Genomic DNA, 16,639 nt, shown 5'->3' with positions numbered 1-16,639 from the left:
TAGATGGGGAAAATTCGCAAACTCGATGACCAACTCTCTAACTTAATTGCGGCAGGGGAAGTAGTAGAGCGCCCTGCTTCAGTCGTAAAAGAACTTGTGGAAAATTCTATCGATGCGAATAGTACATCTATTGAAATCCACTTAGAAGAAGCTGGGTTATCGAAAATTCGTATCATTGATAACGGTGATGGTATTGCAGAAGAAGACTGTATCGTCGCTTTTGAACGCCATGCGACGAGTAAAATTAAAGATGAAAACGATCTGTTTCGCATAAGAACACTCGGTTTCCGCGGTGAGGCATTGCCGAGTATTGCCTCTGTTAGTGAATTAGAATTAATTACTAGCACAGGTGATGCGCCTGGTACACACCTCATAATTAAAGGTGGAGACATTATAAAACAAGAGAAAACTGCGAGCCGAAAAGGAACAGATATTACAGTACAAAACTTATTCTTTAATACACCAGCGCGTCTTAAATATATGAAAACCATTCATACGGAGCTCGGGAATATTACAGATATCGTGTATCGTATTGCAATGTCACATCCAGAAGTATCGTTAAAACTGTTTCATAATGAAAAGAAATTGCTTCATACATCAGGTAACGGTGATGTAAGACAAGTACTTGCATCGATTTACAGTATTCAAGTTGCGAAGAAGCTTGTTCCAATTGAAGCTGAATCTTTAGACTTTACAATTAAAGGCTATGTAACATTACCAGAAGTAACGAGAGCATCTCGTAATTATATGTCAACGATCGTAAATGGTCGTTACGTTCGAAACTTTGTACTAATGAAAGCAATTCAGCAAGGCTACCATACATTACTGCCAGTTGGCCGGTATCCAATTGGCTTCTTATCGATTGAAATGGATCCAATGCTAGTTGACGTTAACGTACATCCAGCGAAGTTAGAGGTTCGTTTTAGTAAAGAACAAGAATTGCTAAAGCTGATCGAAGAAACATTGCAAGCTGCATTTAAAAAAATACAGCTCATTCCAGATGCAGGCGTAACAACGAAGAAAAAAGAAAAAGACGAAAGTGTGCAAGAACAGTTCCAGTTTGAGCATGCGAAGCCGAAAGAACCATCTATGCCGGACATTGTTTTACCAACTGGCATGGATGCAAAACAAGAAGAACCGCAGGCTGTGAAACAGCCACCACAACTGTGGCAACCGCCGAAACAAGAATGGCAACCACCACAGTCGCTCATAAGAGAAGAACAAAGTTGGCAACCATCCACTAAACCGATAATCGAAGAACCAATTCAAGAAGAGAAATCGTGGGACAGTAATGAAGAGGATTTTGAACTAGAGGAATTAGAAGAAGAAGTTCGGGAAATAAAAGAGATTGAAATGAACGGGAATGACTTACCACCGCTTTATCCAATTGGACAAATGCATGGAACATATATTTTCGCTCAAAATGATAAAGGCTTATATATGATTGACCAGCATGCCGCGCAGGAACGTATTAATTATGAATACTTCCGTGATAAAGTAGGAAGGGTAGCGCAAGAAGTACAAGAGTTACTTGTACCGTACCGTATTGATCTATCTCTTACTGAATTTTTACGTGTCGAAGAACAGTTAGAAGAACTAAAAAAAGTTGGGCTATTTTTAGAACAATTCGGCCATCAATCCTTTATCGTCCGCTCGCATCCAACATGGTTCCCGAAAGGACAAGAAACAGAAATTATCGATGAAATGATGGAGCAAGTTGTCAAACTAAAAAAAGTGGATATTAAAAAGTTACGTGAAGAAGCAGCCATCATGATGAGCTGTAAAGCATCCATTAAAGCGAATCAATATTTAACGAACGATCAAATATTTGCCTTACTGGAAGAATTACGTACAACAACAAACCCATACACATGCCCACACGGAAGACCGATTCTTGTGCATCATTCTACTTATGAGTTGGAGAAGATGTTTAAGAGGGTTATGTAGAGTGAATAAATTATATTTCAAAAGGGAGCAACATTTACTGTTGCTCCCTTTTCATATGTAGATTTAATAGTTAAACGAGAATATGGTGGAGTAATTTTACCGTTTATTTCTTGGTTGTGTTAGCTTAAATTTATCTATGTATAAAAAAGCGCTGTATACAGCACTTTTTAAAATGTGCATGAATTGTATCATTACTAACTAAATAACTATGCATGGTTGAATGTTGCTTCTTATTTAGCTAATTGTTATAAAGATCTATACAATTACTTATTTTTATTATTATTAATTTTTTCAGTGTATAGAACTTGCTCTTTATAGTGCTTCTTAATTGGGAAGTTATGTGTACCTGTGCCGTTCTTGAATTTTTTATCAATGGGGTTCTTTAGAGGAACTGTTGTAGTTTCAGTAAATTCATATGGGTAATTTATTTTAGATTTATCTTCAAACATGAAAATGCCTCCTTTTAGGATCTCCTAAATTCTTTACTATAACATGATATGCATATAGATATTTTTTGGACTAGTTATTTATATAGGTTAATGGAATTTAATTACATAACTACTGAAACATTTTAAAGGAAAACAATTTGAGAAAGAAATGGTATGAATAGCTGTTGGCTCCTATTGTTGTTTTTTTTGTTTGACAGCACAGTTAATTATGTATATAAATTCAATATAGATTGTTTTTATAATATGGTTTATATGGGGTTTTCTTGATAATATAATGTGGAATATTATAGTGTTATTAGGTTATTAGGAACATTTAATGCTGTTTCATAACTGAAAGGTAATTGAAAAAAAACTGAAACTTTTCTCATAAAAATTCAATCTAACTTGAAAAATGAAAGGAAAATGAAATTTTCCAAAAGATATTCTTTGTTAAGATAAAAAGCATACATACAAAAAGTATTGACATATCTTAAAAATGTATTTTCAAGATATAGTGGGGGAAAAGATGAGATTAGAAAAACAATTAATAAAAAAGATGTATTATGAAACATTCCTAATGGAGAATGAAACAAAACCAACTCTTGACGTACTTGGACAAGCTTATGTAAACGAAGAAAAAAATGAGATTTCTGATGGGTCTTATATTCGTTTTGCACAAGGTGAATTTTATTATCGTCATCAAGATTTTGAAGCAGCTATTTTTAAATGGGAGAAGGTTAGTAATGAATTAGCACCATGGGCACAAAAAAATATTGCGGATGCTTATTTCGAACTGAATCAGTTATCATTTGCTGAAAATATTTATACTTCTATTACTACTGATAATAAAATATTGATGACCGAAATTAGACTACAATTACTTTCTCTTTACATTGAGCAAAATAATTTTGACTCAGCTTTCGGTGTTATTAAAGAAGCAGTTTCTTTAAATCCTGATTATCCGAATGTCACAAAAATTGCCCGTTCCTTTTATGAGGAACAGCAAGATTTTGATAGTGCAGTAGAGCTTGCTGTGAATGAGTTAATTCGCATAGAATCGTATCCTTGGTTTGAGGTGTTAAAAGGATATATCGATAAAGGGTTTACTAAACATATTTCACCAGACTATTTTTATGATGCATTAGCTACATTAAATAATGTAGATCAAGTACAATTTACGCAAATGGTTTCATCACTCTGGAACAGTTATAAAAATGAAAAAAATTACTTATTGTGGCTTAACACAATAAATGAATTTTTCTTACATATTGAAATACATTCGTCCGATATATGGAACAAAGTTTCTGCTCTTTACGAAGAAACGTACTTTGCATTAATTCAAGGTCAATATACGCTTAGACAATTAAACGATATCATACCAAATCTGTTAGCAAATTGGTTAAAGGTAGTCAATCCATCTTATGCTGTATTTCCATCTGCAGCTGTATTGGCATGGGATGAGATTTTCCCTTCCAAAATAGATTCAGCAAATATAGAACATGCGGAAAACTTACTGTCACATTCTATTAATCATGTAAATGGCTTAGAGTACAGCTTACACCTTTTTGAATCTATTACACAGTGGGCACAAAAGCAGAATATAGAAATAGGTCACCGATTTAAATGGTTAGTTGACGAGCTCGCAGATTTAAGAACAAATCGTATTTTAGTAACGGGAACTTCAGGGAACGGAAAAACTACATTTATTAACTCTATATTAGGAGAAAATATATTAGAAAAATCAATTTCAAATGTAGTAGTTTTAAAAAATGATGCTCATATAGAAATAAACGCTATAACAGACTCAGCAATTACAACAACGGAAGATGTCTCTGATTACCATAATATGATGTCTCAGCACCATCAAACATATAGAGATAGAGCGTGTGTTGAATTTAAATTACCATGCAGATTTTTAAATGAAAATAAACTTACATTTGTAGTGACACCTGGCTTTAATAGGAATAACGACACTAGAGATGAGATATTCGAATATTTAAATTCTGTAGACGAATTACTGTTCGTATTGAATGCGGATTCACCTTTTACTGATAAAGAACGTGACATTCTATTAAGTATTCAAGAACATACGCCAAATTTACAAATTCATTTCTTATTAAATAAAATCGATAACATTTACAGTGAAGCAGAAGTGAAAAGGGTATTACATGATACGGCAACGAGAATAAACACATATTTCCCGTATGCGAGAATTTTCCCTTATTCCTCGTTATATACAAGTAGTCAACAATTAAATGATTTAACTGAGTTTATTCATTTTAACTTTAATCATAAAAATATCGATGCAGAACGTACTGAAAAGTTATTATTTTTCATTCGAAAAACAATTACATATCTTTTGGATAAACGTGTTGAGAAAGAAAATAATCTGGTGGATGCTATTAATTGGAATGAAGATATGCTAGTGAAACTAAACGGTAGCATTAATAACCTTACTACATTTGAGAGGGAAAAAATTCATTTAATTACACAATCATATCGTTCAATGAAGACTGAAATTACAAATGATCTTACTGAAAATATTCCGAAGATATTAAAGAGCTGTTCTAATTTAATTAGTGAAGAAAGTGATTTCGGGCACATGGATACGGAACTAAATAAAGCAATGAATGAAAGAGTGCATAAATATTTAGAACAAACTGTGTTACCTAATCTGGCTCTTTCTATGCAAAATTGGATTGCAACTTCTAATAATGAGCTTCTTCAAAGTCAAACGTATTTAGAAGAACTTAGTGAAGGGCTTAATTCACTATTTGGAGAAAATAGAATACAGTTAGAATGTGACTTTAAAGTGCTTGATGACTGGCGCAGAGATACTGACAGGATGACGACTAGAATACAAATGGATGAAGTAAATATTTTACGTCGATTTACGCCAGCACAATTTTTACTGAAAAGTGCCGGTAAATTGTTTGGAGTTCTTCCTAAAAATAAATCTATGCTATATAACAAATACAAACAGTATGTAGAAAATGAAGATTATACTGAAGTAACGGCTTCTATTATGAAGAAATTTTTCTTGCAATTTGAGCTGTTTGAAAACACACAAGAGCGAGATATTAATATATTCTTTAGGAATCCATTTAACTCTTTAAAGCAAGCTGTAGAAAACACGCATTTAGAAATACAAGAAAAACAAGAGATATTACATAAGATGAAATCAAATCCTGAAATCTATCATGATTCTATCATGCTCTTTGAATTGAGATTGCGTCAATGTGAAGTAATTTTAAATATAGGTAATGATAATACCTATACGGATGTAGCTTTAGAAACAAGCGTAGAATAAAAGTAAAAGGGAGCAACTGTAATAAGTTGCTCCTTTTTCATATATAGATTATTTTTCTGTTTCTTTAATTTTAGTTTGTACTTCGCCAGTTTTAATTTTATTGCTTTCTGAGAAGCGTAATAAATCGCCTTCAATAATTTTGTCAGACATTCGTAATTCATTTTGGGCACGTTTAATGAGGGCTTGAGCTTCTTTTTTTGGTAAATCTACAATTTCACCTGTTATACGGTCGTAGAAAGTGTTGTTTTTGTATGCATACTTATCTGTAACGAAGCTACCATCACGTAAAACAACAAAGCCAGTATATTCATCTGAAAACATATCATGGCCAAAACGAATATCATTCGTAGAATCAACACCTAATAAATTTAGAATAGTAGGTTTCATATCGATTTGTCCAGTAGGCTTTGAAATAGTTTGACCTTCTGTTTGTCCAGGAATATGAATATATAAAGGTGTACGTTGTAAATTTAAAGTATCAAATTCTGTTATTTGATCTTTTTCTAAAAACTGTGCCATTGCACGATTATGTTTTTCGGAAATACCATAATGATCACCGTATAACACAATAATAGAATCATCGTAAAGCCCCTCGGCCTTTAGACGTTCAATAAATTTTTTAATTGATTCGTCTAAGTAACGTGCTGTTACGATGTAACGATCAAATACGCCATTACCAGAGTTGTATGGTTCAATGAATTTTGTATCTTCATCATACGTAAATGGATAATGGTTTGTTAAAGTAAGGAAACGAGCATAGAATGGTTGATTAACAGTTTTTAATATATCTACTGATTGATCAAAGTATTCGATATCTTTTAATCCCCAATTTAAATTTGTTTCTGGTGTAATTTTGTAATCAAGCTCATTATAGTAACGATCATAACCAAGAGCAGAGTACATGATATTACGATTCCAAAATGTTGCGTTATTCGCATGAAATACAGAAGTGAAATAACCTTGCTGACGTAAAATTTCTGGAGTTGCAGTATAATCATTGTTACCGTGTGTAAAGAATACAGCTCCTCGATTTAATGGATACAACGACGTATCGATTAGAAATTCAGAATCAGATGTTTTCCCTTGACCAGTTTGATGGAAAAAGTTATCAAAGTAATAACTTTCATTTATGAATTCATTTAGGAATGGTGTAACTTCTTGCCCGTTCACTGATGCGCCTATTAAGAAGGTCTGCAAGGATTCAAGAGTGACGACAATTACGTTTTTTCCTTTCGCTGCACCAAACATATTAGGGTTTGGCTCGCTTTGATTTGCTTTTACGTAGTTTTCAGTTTCTTGTAATTTACTACTATCAGCAAGTGCTTTTTGTGACCCAGCTTTTACTTGCAGTGTTAAGTCATATACTTGGTGAGTATATAAGCCTAAATTTTTGACAAGCATGACTCGGTCGAATGATCTTGTTAATAATTCAGGGCGCTCTTTTTCTGCAAGATGTAGATTCGCAAAGAATACACCAATCGTTAAAAGAAAGTATAACAAGCGCGTAGAATGAGTTACACGTTCTGTTTTAAAGACCAATGATTTCTTTTTTAATAAAATAAAGAAGAAAACAATGTCTACGAATGCGAGTATAATTTTGTAGTTTAATATTTCTATAATACTGCCGCCTAATTGGCCGAAGTTTGAGGTTTGTCCAAGTACTGGTAATGTAACGAAATCACTATAAAAATCATAGAACATTACATTTCCAACAAGCACGATTGTTAATAAGAAATTAATACAGAGCGCTATATAATTTCGCTTTTCACCAGTTGCAAATAATGCTAATCCAACAAATGCTAATGATGCGGCTAGAGGGCTAATAAACAAAATGAGCTCTTGCGTTGAAGACTCGATTTTTAAATCAAAACTGAATCGCGTAATAAGATATGTTTTTAACCATACCGCTAAAGCCATTATTATAACAAAACTTATATTTTGCATTTGTAAATTTATTTTGTTCTTCATTTTTACACCTTCTTTATATAATTTATTTAACTAAAGTTATATATTATATTTTTATAACTATTAGAGTGTAATGAACCATTTAGACTTTGTTTTCTAAAGGGAATAATTTGAAGTATTCATATATATACAATGGGGATTTTTAAAGCGTAGTAGCATAAATATAACTCTTTTTGAGAAACGGGCAGAACAAGTCATAGTTGTAGTGAAATTGACTTATAGACATCCTACCATATTAAACACTATGATGATGTTACAAAATATCGAACAAATAAAAGTGAAAATGGATAGAGACTTTTAAAACTGTTGACATTCAATTTATTAGAATTGAATGTCAATCGTTTTAAATATACAGTTATATTACATATGTATTTTGTAAAATCCCGATTTTTTGTCGGTTAATTATTAGCAGGGAAGGATAGGGGGTTTATTAATATAATTTTACTATATGTAAGTAAAGTGTTTTGAAATTGAAAATATTTGACTGACATTTTAATGATAGAAATTAAATGTCAGATAAGTACTTTCCAACATACAGACCACTTGCAGCTGCTTGAGATAATGAATGCGTAACGCCTGAACAATCTCCAATTAAAAATAGCCCATGTATACTAGTTTCAAAATGATTATTAATTTTTATCGTAGGAGCATAGAACTTTCCATCAATTCCATATAGTAAAGTATGTTGATCAATAGGTTCTTGTATAAATTGTTCTAAACGTAATAAAAATTCTTTGAGCCCTTCAATATATAATTGAGGAATTTCTTGATTCAAATCTCCATAATCCCCCTGTAGTGTAGGCTGTATACGGCTATGTTCCATGCTGTTTTCCGCCGTAGGTTGTTTCTTTAGTAAGTCCTCTAAGCGCTGTATAACAATCCGATCTCGTCCTTGGTTAATGCCTTTAATAATTGAACCTGCGTATACATTTGCTTCTTTGAGAGTTGGAAAATAGCTAGGAATAAATAAAGTGAAATTTAAATTAGAAGTGCCAGTTCCTTGCTCTCGAAAATTTTGACCGTCAGGCATAACTAAACCTTCTTCGTACTTTCGAATGATGCGTCCTTTTGGATTCATACAGTAAGTAGTTGCTGTGAAATGCTCACCTTGATAAGAAAGTTTTGTTTCAAAAGTATCTTTTAATATAGAACGTAATTGATGTTCTTTCATTTCTACTCTAATTCCTAAATCTACACGTGTTTGCTCCTGAGAAATATTTAGGGAACTGCACATTTCTTTTAACCAATCGGCCCCAGAGCGCCCAGTTGCAAATACTAGTTGCTTAGTTTGAACTGTTCCTTGATTTGTATCTATTGTAAAATGATCTTCCTGTTTCAGAATATGTTGTACATCTATATGAAATTGGATCTTTATTTTCGTCAGTAAAAATTCATAGAGCTGCTGAAAAATGTTACTGGAAAGTGTAGTACCAAGATGTCTTACTTCTGTTGTTAGCATTTGTAAACCACACGCTTCAGCTCTCTTAGTGAGACTTGAATTTTCAGTAGAATATTTTGAAACCGAACTTCCACCAAACTGACATAGAATTTCATCTACTTCAGCCATGAGTTGTAAAAAAACCTCTTTACCGACTTTTTTCTCAAGTTCTCCGCCAAATCCGTTTGTATAATTAAATTTCCCTTCAGATTTGCCTAAACCACCAAACCCGAAATATTTATCACATGTAGTACAATTACACACTTTTCCTTCGTCTAAAGGACAATGGCGATCTTCTAGCGCTTTACCTTTATCAAGAATTAAAACTTTTTTGTTACTTTTAGCTAGTGAATAAGCCATAAAAATGCTACTTACTCCAGCGCCGATAATCGTAACATCATACATATTCTTCCACCTGCTAACGAATAGTTTGTTTTTTATTTTTCTAGTGTATAACAATTTTATGAAGTTAAGAAATAGCTTTTATTAATAAAGTGGGAGTTTTTGAACTTGATGCTTTATTAATTTCTACGAGTGGTGGAGTAAATACAAAAATTTTTATTTGAAAGAAGAAACAGTTTAAAAAATAACTATGTCATATGATTAATAACATCTTACATAGAAAAAAACAGACCTTTTAAGTGAAGAGGTCTGTTAATGATTTTAAATCTTATTTAGCAAACACATGATTACCAATTACTGCTACTGTTTGACGTGTCGTAATCCACTTGTCCGTTGATGTTTTTGGATTGTAGAAATAAATCCAGTCTGAATCTACTCCATTTGTGGAGATAGCCTCTTCTACAGCCATTTTTGCTTCTGCACTTGCAGGTTGATTAATTCTTCCATCTGTAACAGGAGTAAATGCATATCCGTATTTAATAGGTTCATAAATAACGCCTGTTATTGTATTTGGAAAACCTTTTGCATTTACACGATTTAGTATAACTTTGGCTACTGCTACTTTTCCTTTATAGGATTCGCCACCTGCTTCAGCGGTAACTAAGCGTGCCATTAAGTCTTTTTCTTTTTGTGAAATACTTGAGTTGATTTTTAAATGTTGTCCTGTATAAAGCTTGTTTCCGACTGTATTGTTCATTTGTTTTATAGATTGGACAGTGACATTGTAACGCTTTGCTATCGTTTCTAATGAATCTCCCGGTTGTACTTGATAAATAATTTGTTCAGAAATGTTCGCAGGCTTGGCATTTTGAGGAACAGTGATTTCATTTGATTTCACGGACCCTGGAATATGTAACTGTTCGCCAATAAAGGTTTTATCGTTTCCTTTATTATTAGCCTGTTTAATGGATTGTATTGAAACTCCGTATTGTTTACTAATGCCCCAAAGTGTATCGTTCTTTTTTACTGTATGAATGGTAGAAGCTTCAGCTGTACTTTGACTACATACGAATGTAATTGCGGCCGCAGATAAAGGAATTATATGTTTTATTTTTAGTAATTTCATTGTAAATCCTCCTAAGAAAAAATTAAGGTGAAACGATTAAGTAATGTAGTTTGAAATGTGTATATGCGTAATATATTAATGTAAGTATATTAGCACATATAAAATAAATAATCACTATAAGTTTCATATTCGTTTAGTGTAGAGTCAGAATATGAAATATTGCATATGAAAATACATTGAAGTTCATATTTCTGATTACTATAATCTATTTAGTAGAAAGGGAATACGTTATAGAATTAATCATTATAGATTAATATAATGATTAATAATTATTAATAGGAGGATTGATGTAATGAAAATATTTCAAAAAATGTGTGCGTCAACTGTAATCATTACAACACTTTTAGGAACAGGAGGCACTATCAATAGTGTATATGCTGATTCTATAGAACAGCAGAGTAAATTAGGGATAGAACAAGAAACAGATAAGCAAATCATTGTAAAATTTAAAGCGGATTTGGATTTGCCATATGAAGATGGTATTGAAAAACAAATACAATCTCAAACGAATGATAAAATAATAAAAGATCTTTTGACAGAATATCCAGATGTAACATTTACTCGTTTATTCACATCTGTAAGCCCGGAACAAATACAAAACCTTGAAGTGAAAGCACCTAATCATGTATCTACAAGTCTATTAAACTACTATATTCTTCAAAATCAAAATAGTGGGTATGAAGAAGAAATAGTAGATAAGTTAAAGGCATCTTCTTTAATAGAAGATGCGTATATGAAGAAACAAGAGAAAATAATGCCACCTGAAGTGCAATCATCAAGTGTAGCTCTTAATCCTAATAACAATCCTAGATTTAAAAAACAAGGTTATCTTGAAGCAGCCCCATACGGTATTAATGCGCCTTTCGCCTGGGGAATTCAAGGCGGTAATGGAAATGGTATTACTTTTGTTGATATGGAATACGGATGGCTATTAAATCATGAGGATTTATTACATCAAAATATTGAATTAATGTCTGGAAGAAATATAGATCAGCATGTCGGTCATGGGACGTCTGTACTAGGAATTGTATCCTCTGAGGACAATGAAGTCGGGAATATTGGGATTGCGCCAAAAGCGAAAGCAAAGGTTATCTCTCAAATAAGAGATAACGGACAGTATAATACGGCTGATGCAATATTAAGCGCTGTAAATCAGTTAGAAGCTGGGGATGTTTTATTATTAGAGGCGCAAGCATCCTTTGATGGATATGGTGATAAATATTTACCTGTTGAAGTACAACCAGATATTTTTGATGCAATTCGTGCTGGTACAGATAAAGGGATTGTAATTATAGAGGCTGGAGCAAATGGGTGGAATGATTTAGACCAGTTCAAAGATAGAAAAGGTAAGCAAGTCTTAAATCGTAATAGTAAAGATTTTAAAGATTCGGGTGCAATTATGGTAGGCGCTGGCTCTTCATCTTTCCCTCATGAACGTATGTGGTTTTCGAATTATGGAAGCCGTATTGATGTGTACGGATGGGGAGAAAATGTAGATACAACTACAGCTGAACAAAGTAGAAGTGCTGTAAATCTATATACTTCAAGCTTTAGCGGAACATCTAGTGCCTCGCCAATTATTGCTGGGGCAGCGACTTTAGTACAAAGCATTGCTAAAGAAAATTTAGGACAACCATATAGACCTAGTGAACTAAGAGCAATATTAAGCAACCAGAGCACAGGAACAAAATCTAAAGATCCATATGCAGATAAAATTGGTGTTTTACCAGATTTGAAGTCTATACTATTAAACTTAGGCTATGAACAAAGAAAACCAAACGGTGGGAATGAATTACAAGTAACAGAAAATGAACCAAATAATGAGCCTAGACAGGCAAATAAAGTTAACTTTCATACACCGGTGAAAGGAATGCTACATAATAGTGATAGAGTAGATGTATTTACTTTCCAAATTGACTCGCCGGAAAATATTAATATTTCTCTACTAAATGAACAAAATATCGGAATGACATGGGTACTTCATCATGAATCAGATTTAAATAACTATGTAGCATATGGTGAAAATGAAGGCAATGTAGTTAAAGGAACTTATAATGCAAAGCCAGGTAAATATTATTTATACGTCTATAAATATGAGAATACAGATGGTTCATACGTATTGAACATAAAATAAGTAAAAGGAACTTCAGATGAAGTTCCTTTAAATTTTTCTAATTTAGTATATGTGAATGATTTTTTAACTTTACTTCTATGCAATATTTCATATTGATGAAATGTTATTTATTTTTTCTGAACTAGCTTATATTATATTCAATAAGTTTGATATAAAAACAGAAAAAGAGAGGGATAATAATGAGCAATAAGAAGTTAATTTTGAAATTATTCATATGTAGTACAATATTTATCACATTTGTATTTGCTTTACATGATAAGCAAGTAGTTGCAGCTAGCTCTGTTAATGAGCTTGAAAATTGGTCGAAATGGATGCAACCTATACCTGATAATATCCCGTTAGCACGAATTTCAATTCCAGGAACACACGATAGTGGGACGTTCAAGTTGCAAAATCCGATTAAGCAAGTATGGGGAATGACGCAAGAATATGATTTTCGCTATCAAATGGACCATGGAGCTCGCATTTTTGATATAAGAGGACGTTTAACAGATGATAATACGATAGTTCTTCATCATGGGCCATTATATCTTTATGTAACACTGCATGAATTCATAAACGAAGCGAAACAATTTTTAAGAGATAACCCGAGTGAAACGATTATTATGTCTTTAAAAAAAGAGTATGAGGATATGAAAGGGGCAGAAGATTCATTTAGTAGTACGTTTGAAAAAAATTATTTTGTTGATCCTATCTTTTTAAAAACAGAAGGAAATATAAAACTTGGAGATGCTCGTGGGAAAATTGTACTACTAAAAAGATATAGTGGTAGTAATGAATCTGGAGGATATAATAATTTTTATTGGCCAGATAATGAGACGTTTACCACAACTGTAAATCAAAATGTAAATGTAACAGTACAAGATAAATATAAAGTGAGTTATGATGAGAAAGTAAAATCTATTAAAGATACAATGAATGAAACGATGAACAATAGCGAGGATTTAAATCATCTATATATAAATTTTACAAGCTTGTCTTCTGGTGGTACAGCATGGAATAGTCCATATTACTATGCCTCTTATATAAATCCTGAAATTGCAAACCATATAAAACAAAAGAATCCTGCGAGAGTAGGCTGGGTAATTCAAGACTACATAAATGAAAAGTGGTCACCATTATTGTATCAAGAAGTTATAAGAGCGAATAAGTCATTAATAAAAGAATAAAGATGATGAGAGTGAGAAGCGATAAAATATATCGCTTCTTATTTCTTTTCCAATAACCAACAATATAAATTGTACTTTTATAATAGAAAAAAATAAAAACATAAGATATAATCATACATATAAAATTTGTACCTATAAATTTTATATGTATGATTGAATTTGATTTGTTGTAATGAAATGGAGGTATATACTATGAAGTTTCCACATGATTTTTTATTCGGAGCTGCTTCAGCTTCTTATCAAGTAGAAGGTGCATGGAATGAAGATGGAAAAGGTGTTACGAATTGGGACGAGTTTTCAAAAATTCCTGGCAAAACATACAATGGAACAAATGGTGATGTAGCTGTTGATCATTATCATCGATATAAGGAAGATGTTCGCTTAATGGCTGAGATGGGATTAGAATCGTATCGTTTTTCTATTTCTTGGGCGAGAATATTGCCGACTGGAGATGGAAAGGTAAATGAAAAAGGGATTGAATTTTATAACAACTTAATTGATGAATGTTTAAAATACGGGATTGTGCCGTTTGTCACTTTATATCATTGGGATTTACCATTACCGTTAGAAAAAGATGGTGGATGGACGAATAAAAGAACAGCAGAGACTTTCGTAAAATATGCAGAAACTTGTTTTAAGGCATTTGGTGACAGAGTTAAGCATTGGATTACTTTTAATGAGACCGTAATGTTTTGTGGATTAGGTTATTTAAAAGGTGCACATCCACCAGGAATACAAAATGATGTTCCAAAGTATTTTCAAGCGACTCATTATGTATTTTATGCACACGCGAAAACAGTTGCGGTGTACAAGCAGCTGAAACAATATGGTGAGATTGGGATTACACATGTTTTCTTACCAGCTTATAGTGTGGATGATCAAAAAGAAAATATACAAGCAGCAAATCATGCGAATGAATATGAAACGTATTGGTATTATGATCCAATTTTAAAAGGCGAGTATCCGTCTTATGTTGTACAACAATTAAAGGAAAAAGGATGGACTCCTAATTGGACGGTTGAAGAATTAGAAATCATTAAACAAAATGCAGAAGAAAATGATTTTATTGGCTTGAATTATTATCAACCAATACGAGTAGAAAGATACGATATGGATATAAAGAGTGAGGAACATTCTCGAGAAAACTCAACGCTTGCTCCAGGTAACCCTTCTTTTGATGGTTTTTATCGAACAGTTAAAATGGATGATAAAACATATACAAAATGGGGATGGGAAATATCTCCCGAAGGTTTCTTAGAGGGATTGCATATGTTGAAAGCGCGTTACGGTGACATAAAGATGTATGTAACGGAAAATGGACTTGGTGATGAAGATCCAATCATTGACGGAGAAATTGTAGATGTTCCGAGAATTAAATTTATTGAAGCGCATTTAAAAGTAATGAAGCGTGCAATTGAAGAGGGAATTAACTTAAAAGGTTATTATGCATGGTCAGTGATTGATCTTTTAAGTTGGTTAAATGGATATAAAAAGCAATATGGCTTTATTTTTGTCGATCATAATGATAACTTAAAACGTAAGAAGAAACTTTCGTTTCATTGGTATAAACGTGTGATCGAAACGAGAGGGGAAGAGTTATAACAGATAAAAGCGTATTTTAGGAGAAAGTGTATGAGTGCAAAGTATAAACAAATTGCAGATGTGTTAGAGCAAAACATTCGAGATGGGCTTTTTAATGAAACGAAAAAACTACCTACAGAAGAAGCGTTGATGAATCGATTTGAAGTAAGCCGTAATACGATACGTAAAGTAATTAGTCAGCTTGTGAATAGAGGTTATATTTTTCAAGTGCAAGGTAGTGGCATGTTTTTACGCGAAACTTCTGTAACAGATTACATTAATTTAGGAAGTTTACGTGGATTAACGAAAAATCTTGTTTCACAAAATATTGAAACGAAAGTGTTAGAGCTGGAAGTAATAGATGCGGACGAAGAGATAGCAAAGCGGATGCAATGCGAAGCTGGAACTAGGTTGTATTTTTTGAAGCGCTTAAGAATTGTAGATGCTAAACCATTCTCTATTGAAGTAAGTTATTTCAAAAAGGATATTATTCCATATTTGAACGAAGAAATAGCATTAAGCTCTGTATACAGTTATTTCATTGAAGATTTACGATTAAATATTGGTTTTGCTGATAAAGTTATTAGTTGTGAAAAAGTAAATAAAGAAAATGCACAGCTTTTAGAATTAAATGAAGGTGATCCGGCGCTTCTTATTGAAAATACAGTGTATCTTGTAAATGGAACAATTTTTGAGTTATCTCAGTCGATGTTTCATTATGAAAAGGCGAAACTTTTAAATCGAATTAATTTTAAATGAAAAATTATCGTTTGAAAAAAGCAACTGGTCCTAAGTGATCAGTTGCTTTTTATTTTTTAAGTGGATGAGCAAAAAAACATGAAAGTGGTTGGTCCGCTTTTTGCAAACATCTATTATGATAAGAGAAGAAAGGTAGTATGTTATCAACGTTTTAAAGAGGAAGGTTTTTATGTAAGTTCTTTAATTAAAATAGATGGGTCTTAGAGAGGTGAAAAGACAATGAATTTTGCAATTTCACTAGTCGTTATTATTGTAATTGTATCGCTATTTGGGACTGTACTAGTTGCAAGAAACGTGGAGGAGAATTACGGTAAGTCTACAAAAAGAAATGTGAAAAACTTATCTGCAATCTATATTCTTCTTCTTTTTGTTCTACTGGCCGGGGTAACATGGTACGCGGTAATGATTTAATAGTTTGTAAAAGAACTGAAATGAGAGTA

At 32.6% G+C, this 16,639-nt stretch carries 11 protein-coding genes; 7 read left to right on the top strand and 4 right to left on the bottom strand.

Annotated features, from left to right (window positions below; genetic code table 11):
* The first annotated feature begins 3 nt into the window (after window positions 1–3).
* The gene (gene mutL / locus ACTFR3_RS09925) at window positions 4–1,947 is read left to right on the top strand and encodes a DNA mismatch repair endonuclease MutL (protein ID WP_000516465.1); all 1,944 of its coding nucleotides are present in this window, start codon (window positions 4–6) and stop codon (window positions 1,945–1,947) included.
* Between the two features lie 263 nt (window positions 1,948–2,210).
* Here the strand turns inward: mutL and ACTFR3_RS09920 are convergent, their stop codons facing one another.
* Window positions 2,211–2,396 (bottom strand): hypothetical protein, encoded by a 186-nt coding sequence (locus ACTFR3_RS09920; protein WP_000461138.1) that lies wholly within the window; start codon window positions 2,394–2,396, stop codon window positions 2,211–2,213.
* Between the two features lie 505 nt (window positions 2,397–2,901).
* Here ACTFR3_RS09920 and ACTFR3_RS09915 point away from each other — a divergent pair.
* A complete protein-coding gene (locus ACTFR3_RS09915; RefSeq protein ID WP_440044396.1) occupies window positions 2,902–5,685 on the top strand; it encodes a dynamin family protein in 2,784 nt (927 codons plus the stop codon).
* Window positions 5,686–5,733: 48 nt separating this feature from the next.
* On the opposite strand, the gene ACTFR3_RS09910 is transcribed toward ACTFR3_RS09915, so the two are convergent.
* The 3 genes from ACTFR3_RS09910 to ACTFR3_RS09900 form a co-directional block, all read right to left on the bottom strand.
* On the bottom strand, window positions 5,734–7,653 hold the full coding sequence (locus ACTFR3_RS09910; protein ID WP_000791027.1) for an LTA synthase family protein: 1,920 nt from the start codon (window positions 7,651–7,653) through the stop codon (window positions 5,734–5,736).
* Window positions 7,654–8,155: 502 nt separating this feature from the next.
* Complete coding sequence (locus tag ACTFR3_RS09905; RefSeq protein WP_000272406.1) at window positions 8,156–9,493, bottom strand: NAD(P)/FAD-dependent oxidoreductase; 1,338 nt, start codon at window positions 9,491–9,493, stop codon at window positions 8,156–8,158.
* A gap of 265 nt (window positions 9,494–9,758) precedes the next feature.
* The gene (locus ACTFR3_RS09900; protein WP_000771005.1) at window positions 9,759–10,556 is read right to left on the bottom strand and encodes a cell wall hydrolase; all 798 of its coding nucleotides are present in this window, start codon (window positions 10,554–10,556) and stop codon (window positions 9,759–9,761) included.
* A gap of 292 nt (window positions 10,557–10,848) precedes the next feature.
* Between ACTFR3_RS09900 and ACTFR3_RS09895 the strand changes: the two genes are divergently transcribed.
* The 5 genes from ACTFR3_RS09895 to ACTFR3_RS09875 all read left to right on the top strand — a co-directional run bounded on the left by ACTFR3_RS09895 (window position 10,849) and on the right by ACTFR3_RS09875 (window position 16,610).
* A complete protein-coding gene (locus ACTFR3_RS09895) occupies window positions 10,849–12,690 on the top strand; it encodes a S8 family peptidase (protein WP_000689194.1) in 1,842 nt (613 codons plus the stop codon).
* A 179-nt stretch (window positions 12,691–12,869) separates the two neighbouring features.
* On the top strand, window positions 12,870–13,859 hold the full coding sequence (plcA, locus tag ACTFR3_RS09890; protein WP_000066288.1) for a phosphatidylinositol diacylglycerol-lyase: 990 nt from the start codon (window positions 12,870–12,872) through the stop codon (window positions 13,857–13,859).
* Window positions 13,860–14,051: 192 nt separating this feature from the next.
* Window positions 14,052–15,461 (top strand): glycoside hydrolase family 1 protein, encoded by a 1,410-nt coding sequence (locus tag ACTFR3_RS09885; RefSeq protein WP_440044395.1) that lies wholly within the window; start codon window positions 14,052–14,054, stop codon window positions 15,459–15,461.
* A gap of 30 nt (window positions 15,462–15,491) precedes the next feature.
* Window positions 15,492–16,199: a GntR family transcriptional regulator gene (locus tag ACTFR3_RS09880; protein ID WP_001274912.1), complete on the top strand. Its 708-nt coding sequence runs from the start codon at window positions 15,492–15,494 to the stop codon at window positions 16,197–16,199.
* A 219-nt stretch (window positions 16,200–16,418) separates the two neighbouring features.
* Window positions 16,419–16,610, top strand: a complete 192-nt coding sequence (locus ACTFR3_RS09875; RefSeq protein ID WP_001008261.1) for a hypothetical protein — start codon at window positions 16,419–16,421, stop codon at window positions 16,608–16,610.
* The last annotated feature ends 29 nt before the right edge of the window (window positions 16,611–16,639 follow it).

Origin of the sequence: Bacillus cereus group sp. MYBK14-1 (genome assembly GCF_051916885.1) — a bacterium.
Lineage (GTDB): Bacteria > Bacillota > Bacilli > Bacillales > Bacillaceae_G > Bacillus_A > Bacillus_A cereus.
The sequence above is the reverse complement of the archived record's forward strand: the minus strand, read 5'-3'. Positions and strand labels throughout refer to the sequence as shown.

Excerpts from the sequence above, each read along its gene's own strand:
- ACTFR3_RS09880 (WP_001274912.1), top strand. The coding sequence starts at position 15,492 with ATGAGTGCAAAGTATAAACAAATTGCAGATGTGTTAGAGCAAAACATT.
- ACTFR3_RS09905 (WP_000272406.1), bottom strand. The coding sequence starts at position 9,493 with ATGTATGATGTTACGATTATCGGCGCTGGAGTAAGTAGCATTTTTATG.
- ACTFR3_RS09915 (WP_440044396.1), top strand. The coding sequence starts at position 2,902 with ATGAGATTAGAAAAACAATTAATAAAAAAGATGTATTATGAAACATTC.
- plcA (WP_000066288.1), top strand. The coding sequence starts at position 12,870 with ATGAGCAATAAGAAGTTAATTTTGAAATTATTCATATGTAGTACAATA.
- ACTFR3_RS09895 (WP_000689194.1), top strand. The coding sequence starts at position 10,849 with ATGAAAATATTTCAAAAAATGTGTGCGTCAACTGTAATCATTACAACA.
- ACTFR3_RS09900 (WP_000771005.1), bottom strand. The coding sequence starts at position 10,556 with ATGAAATTACTAAAAATAAAACATATAATTCCTTTATCTGCGGCCGCA.
- ACTFR3_RS09875 (WP_001008261.1), top strand. The coding sequence starts at position 16,419 with ATGAATTTTGCAATTTCACTAGTCGTTATTATTGTAATTGTATCGCTA.
- mutL (WP_000516465.1), top strand. The coding sequence starts at position 4 with ATGGGGAAAATTCGCAAACTCGATGACCAACTCTCTAACTTAATTGCG.
- ACTFR3_RS09885 (WP_440044395.1), top strand. The coding sequence starts at position 14,052 with ATGAAGTTTCCACATGATTTTTTATTCGGAGCTGCTTCAGCTTCTTAT.
- ACTFR3_RS09920 (WP_000461138.1), bottom strand. The coding sequence starts at position 2,396 with ATGTTTGAAGATAAATCTAAAATAAATTACCCATATGAATTTACTGAA.
- ACTFR3_RS09910 (WP_000791027.1), bottom strand. The coding sequence starts at position 7,653 with ATGAAGAACAAAATAAATTTACAAATGCAAAATATAAGTTTTGTTATA.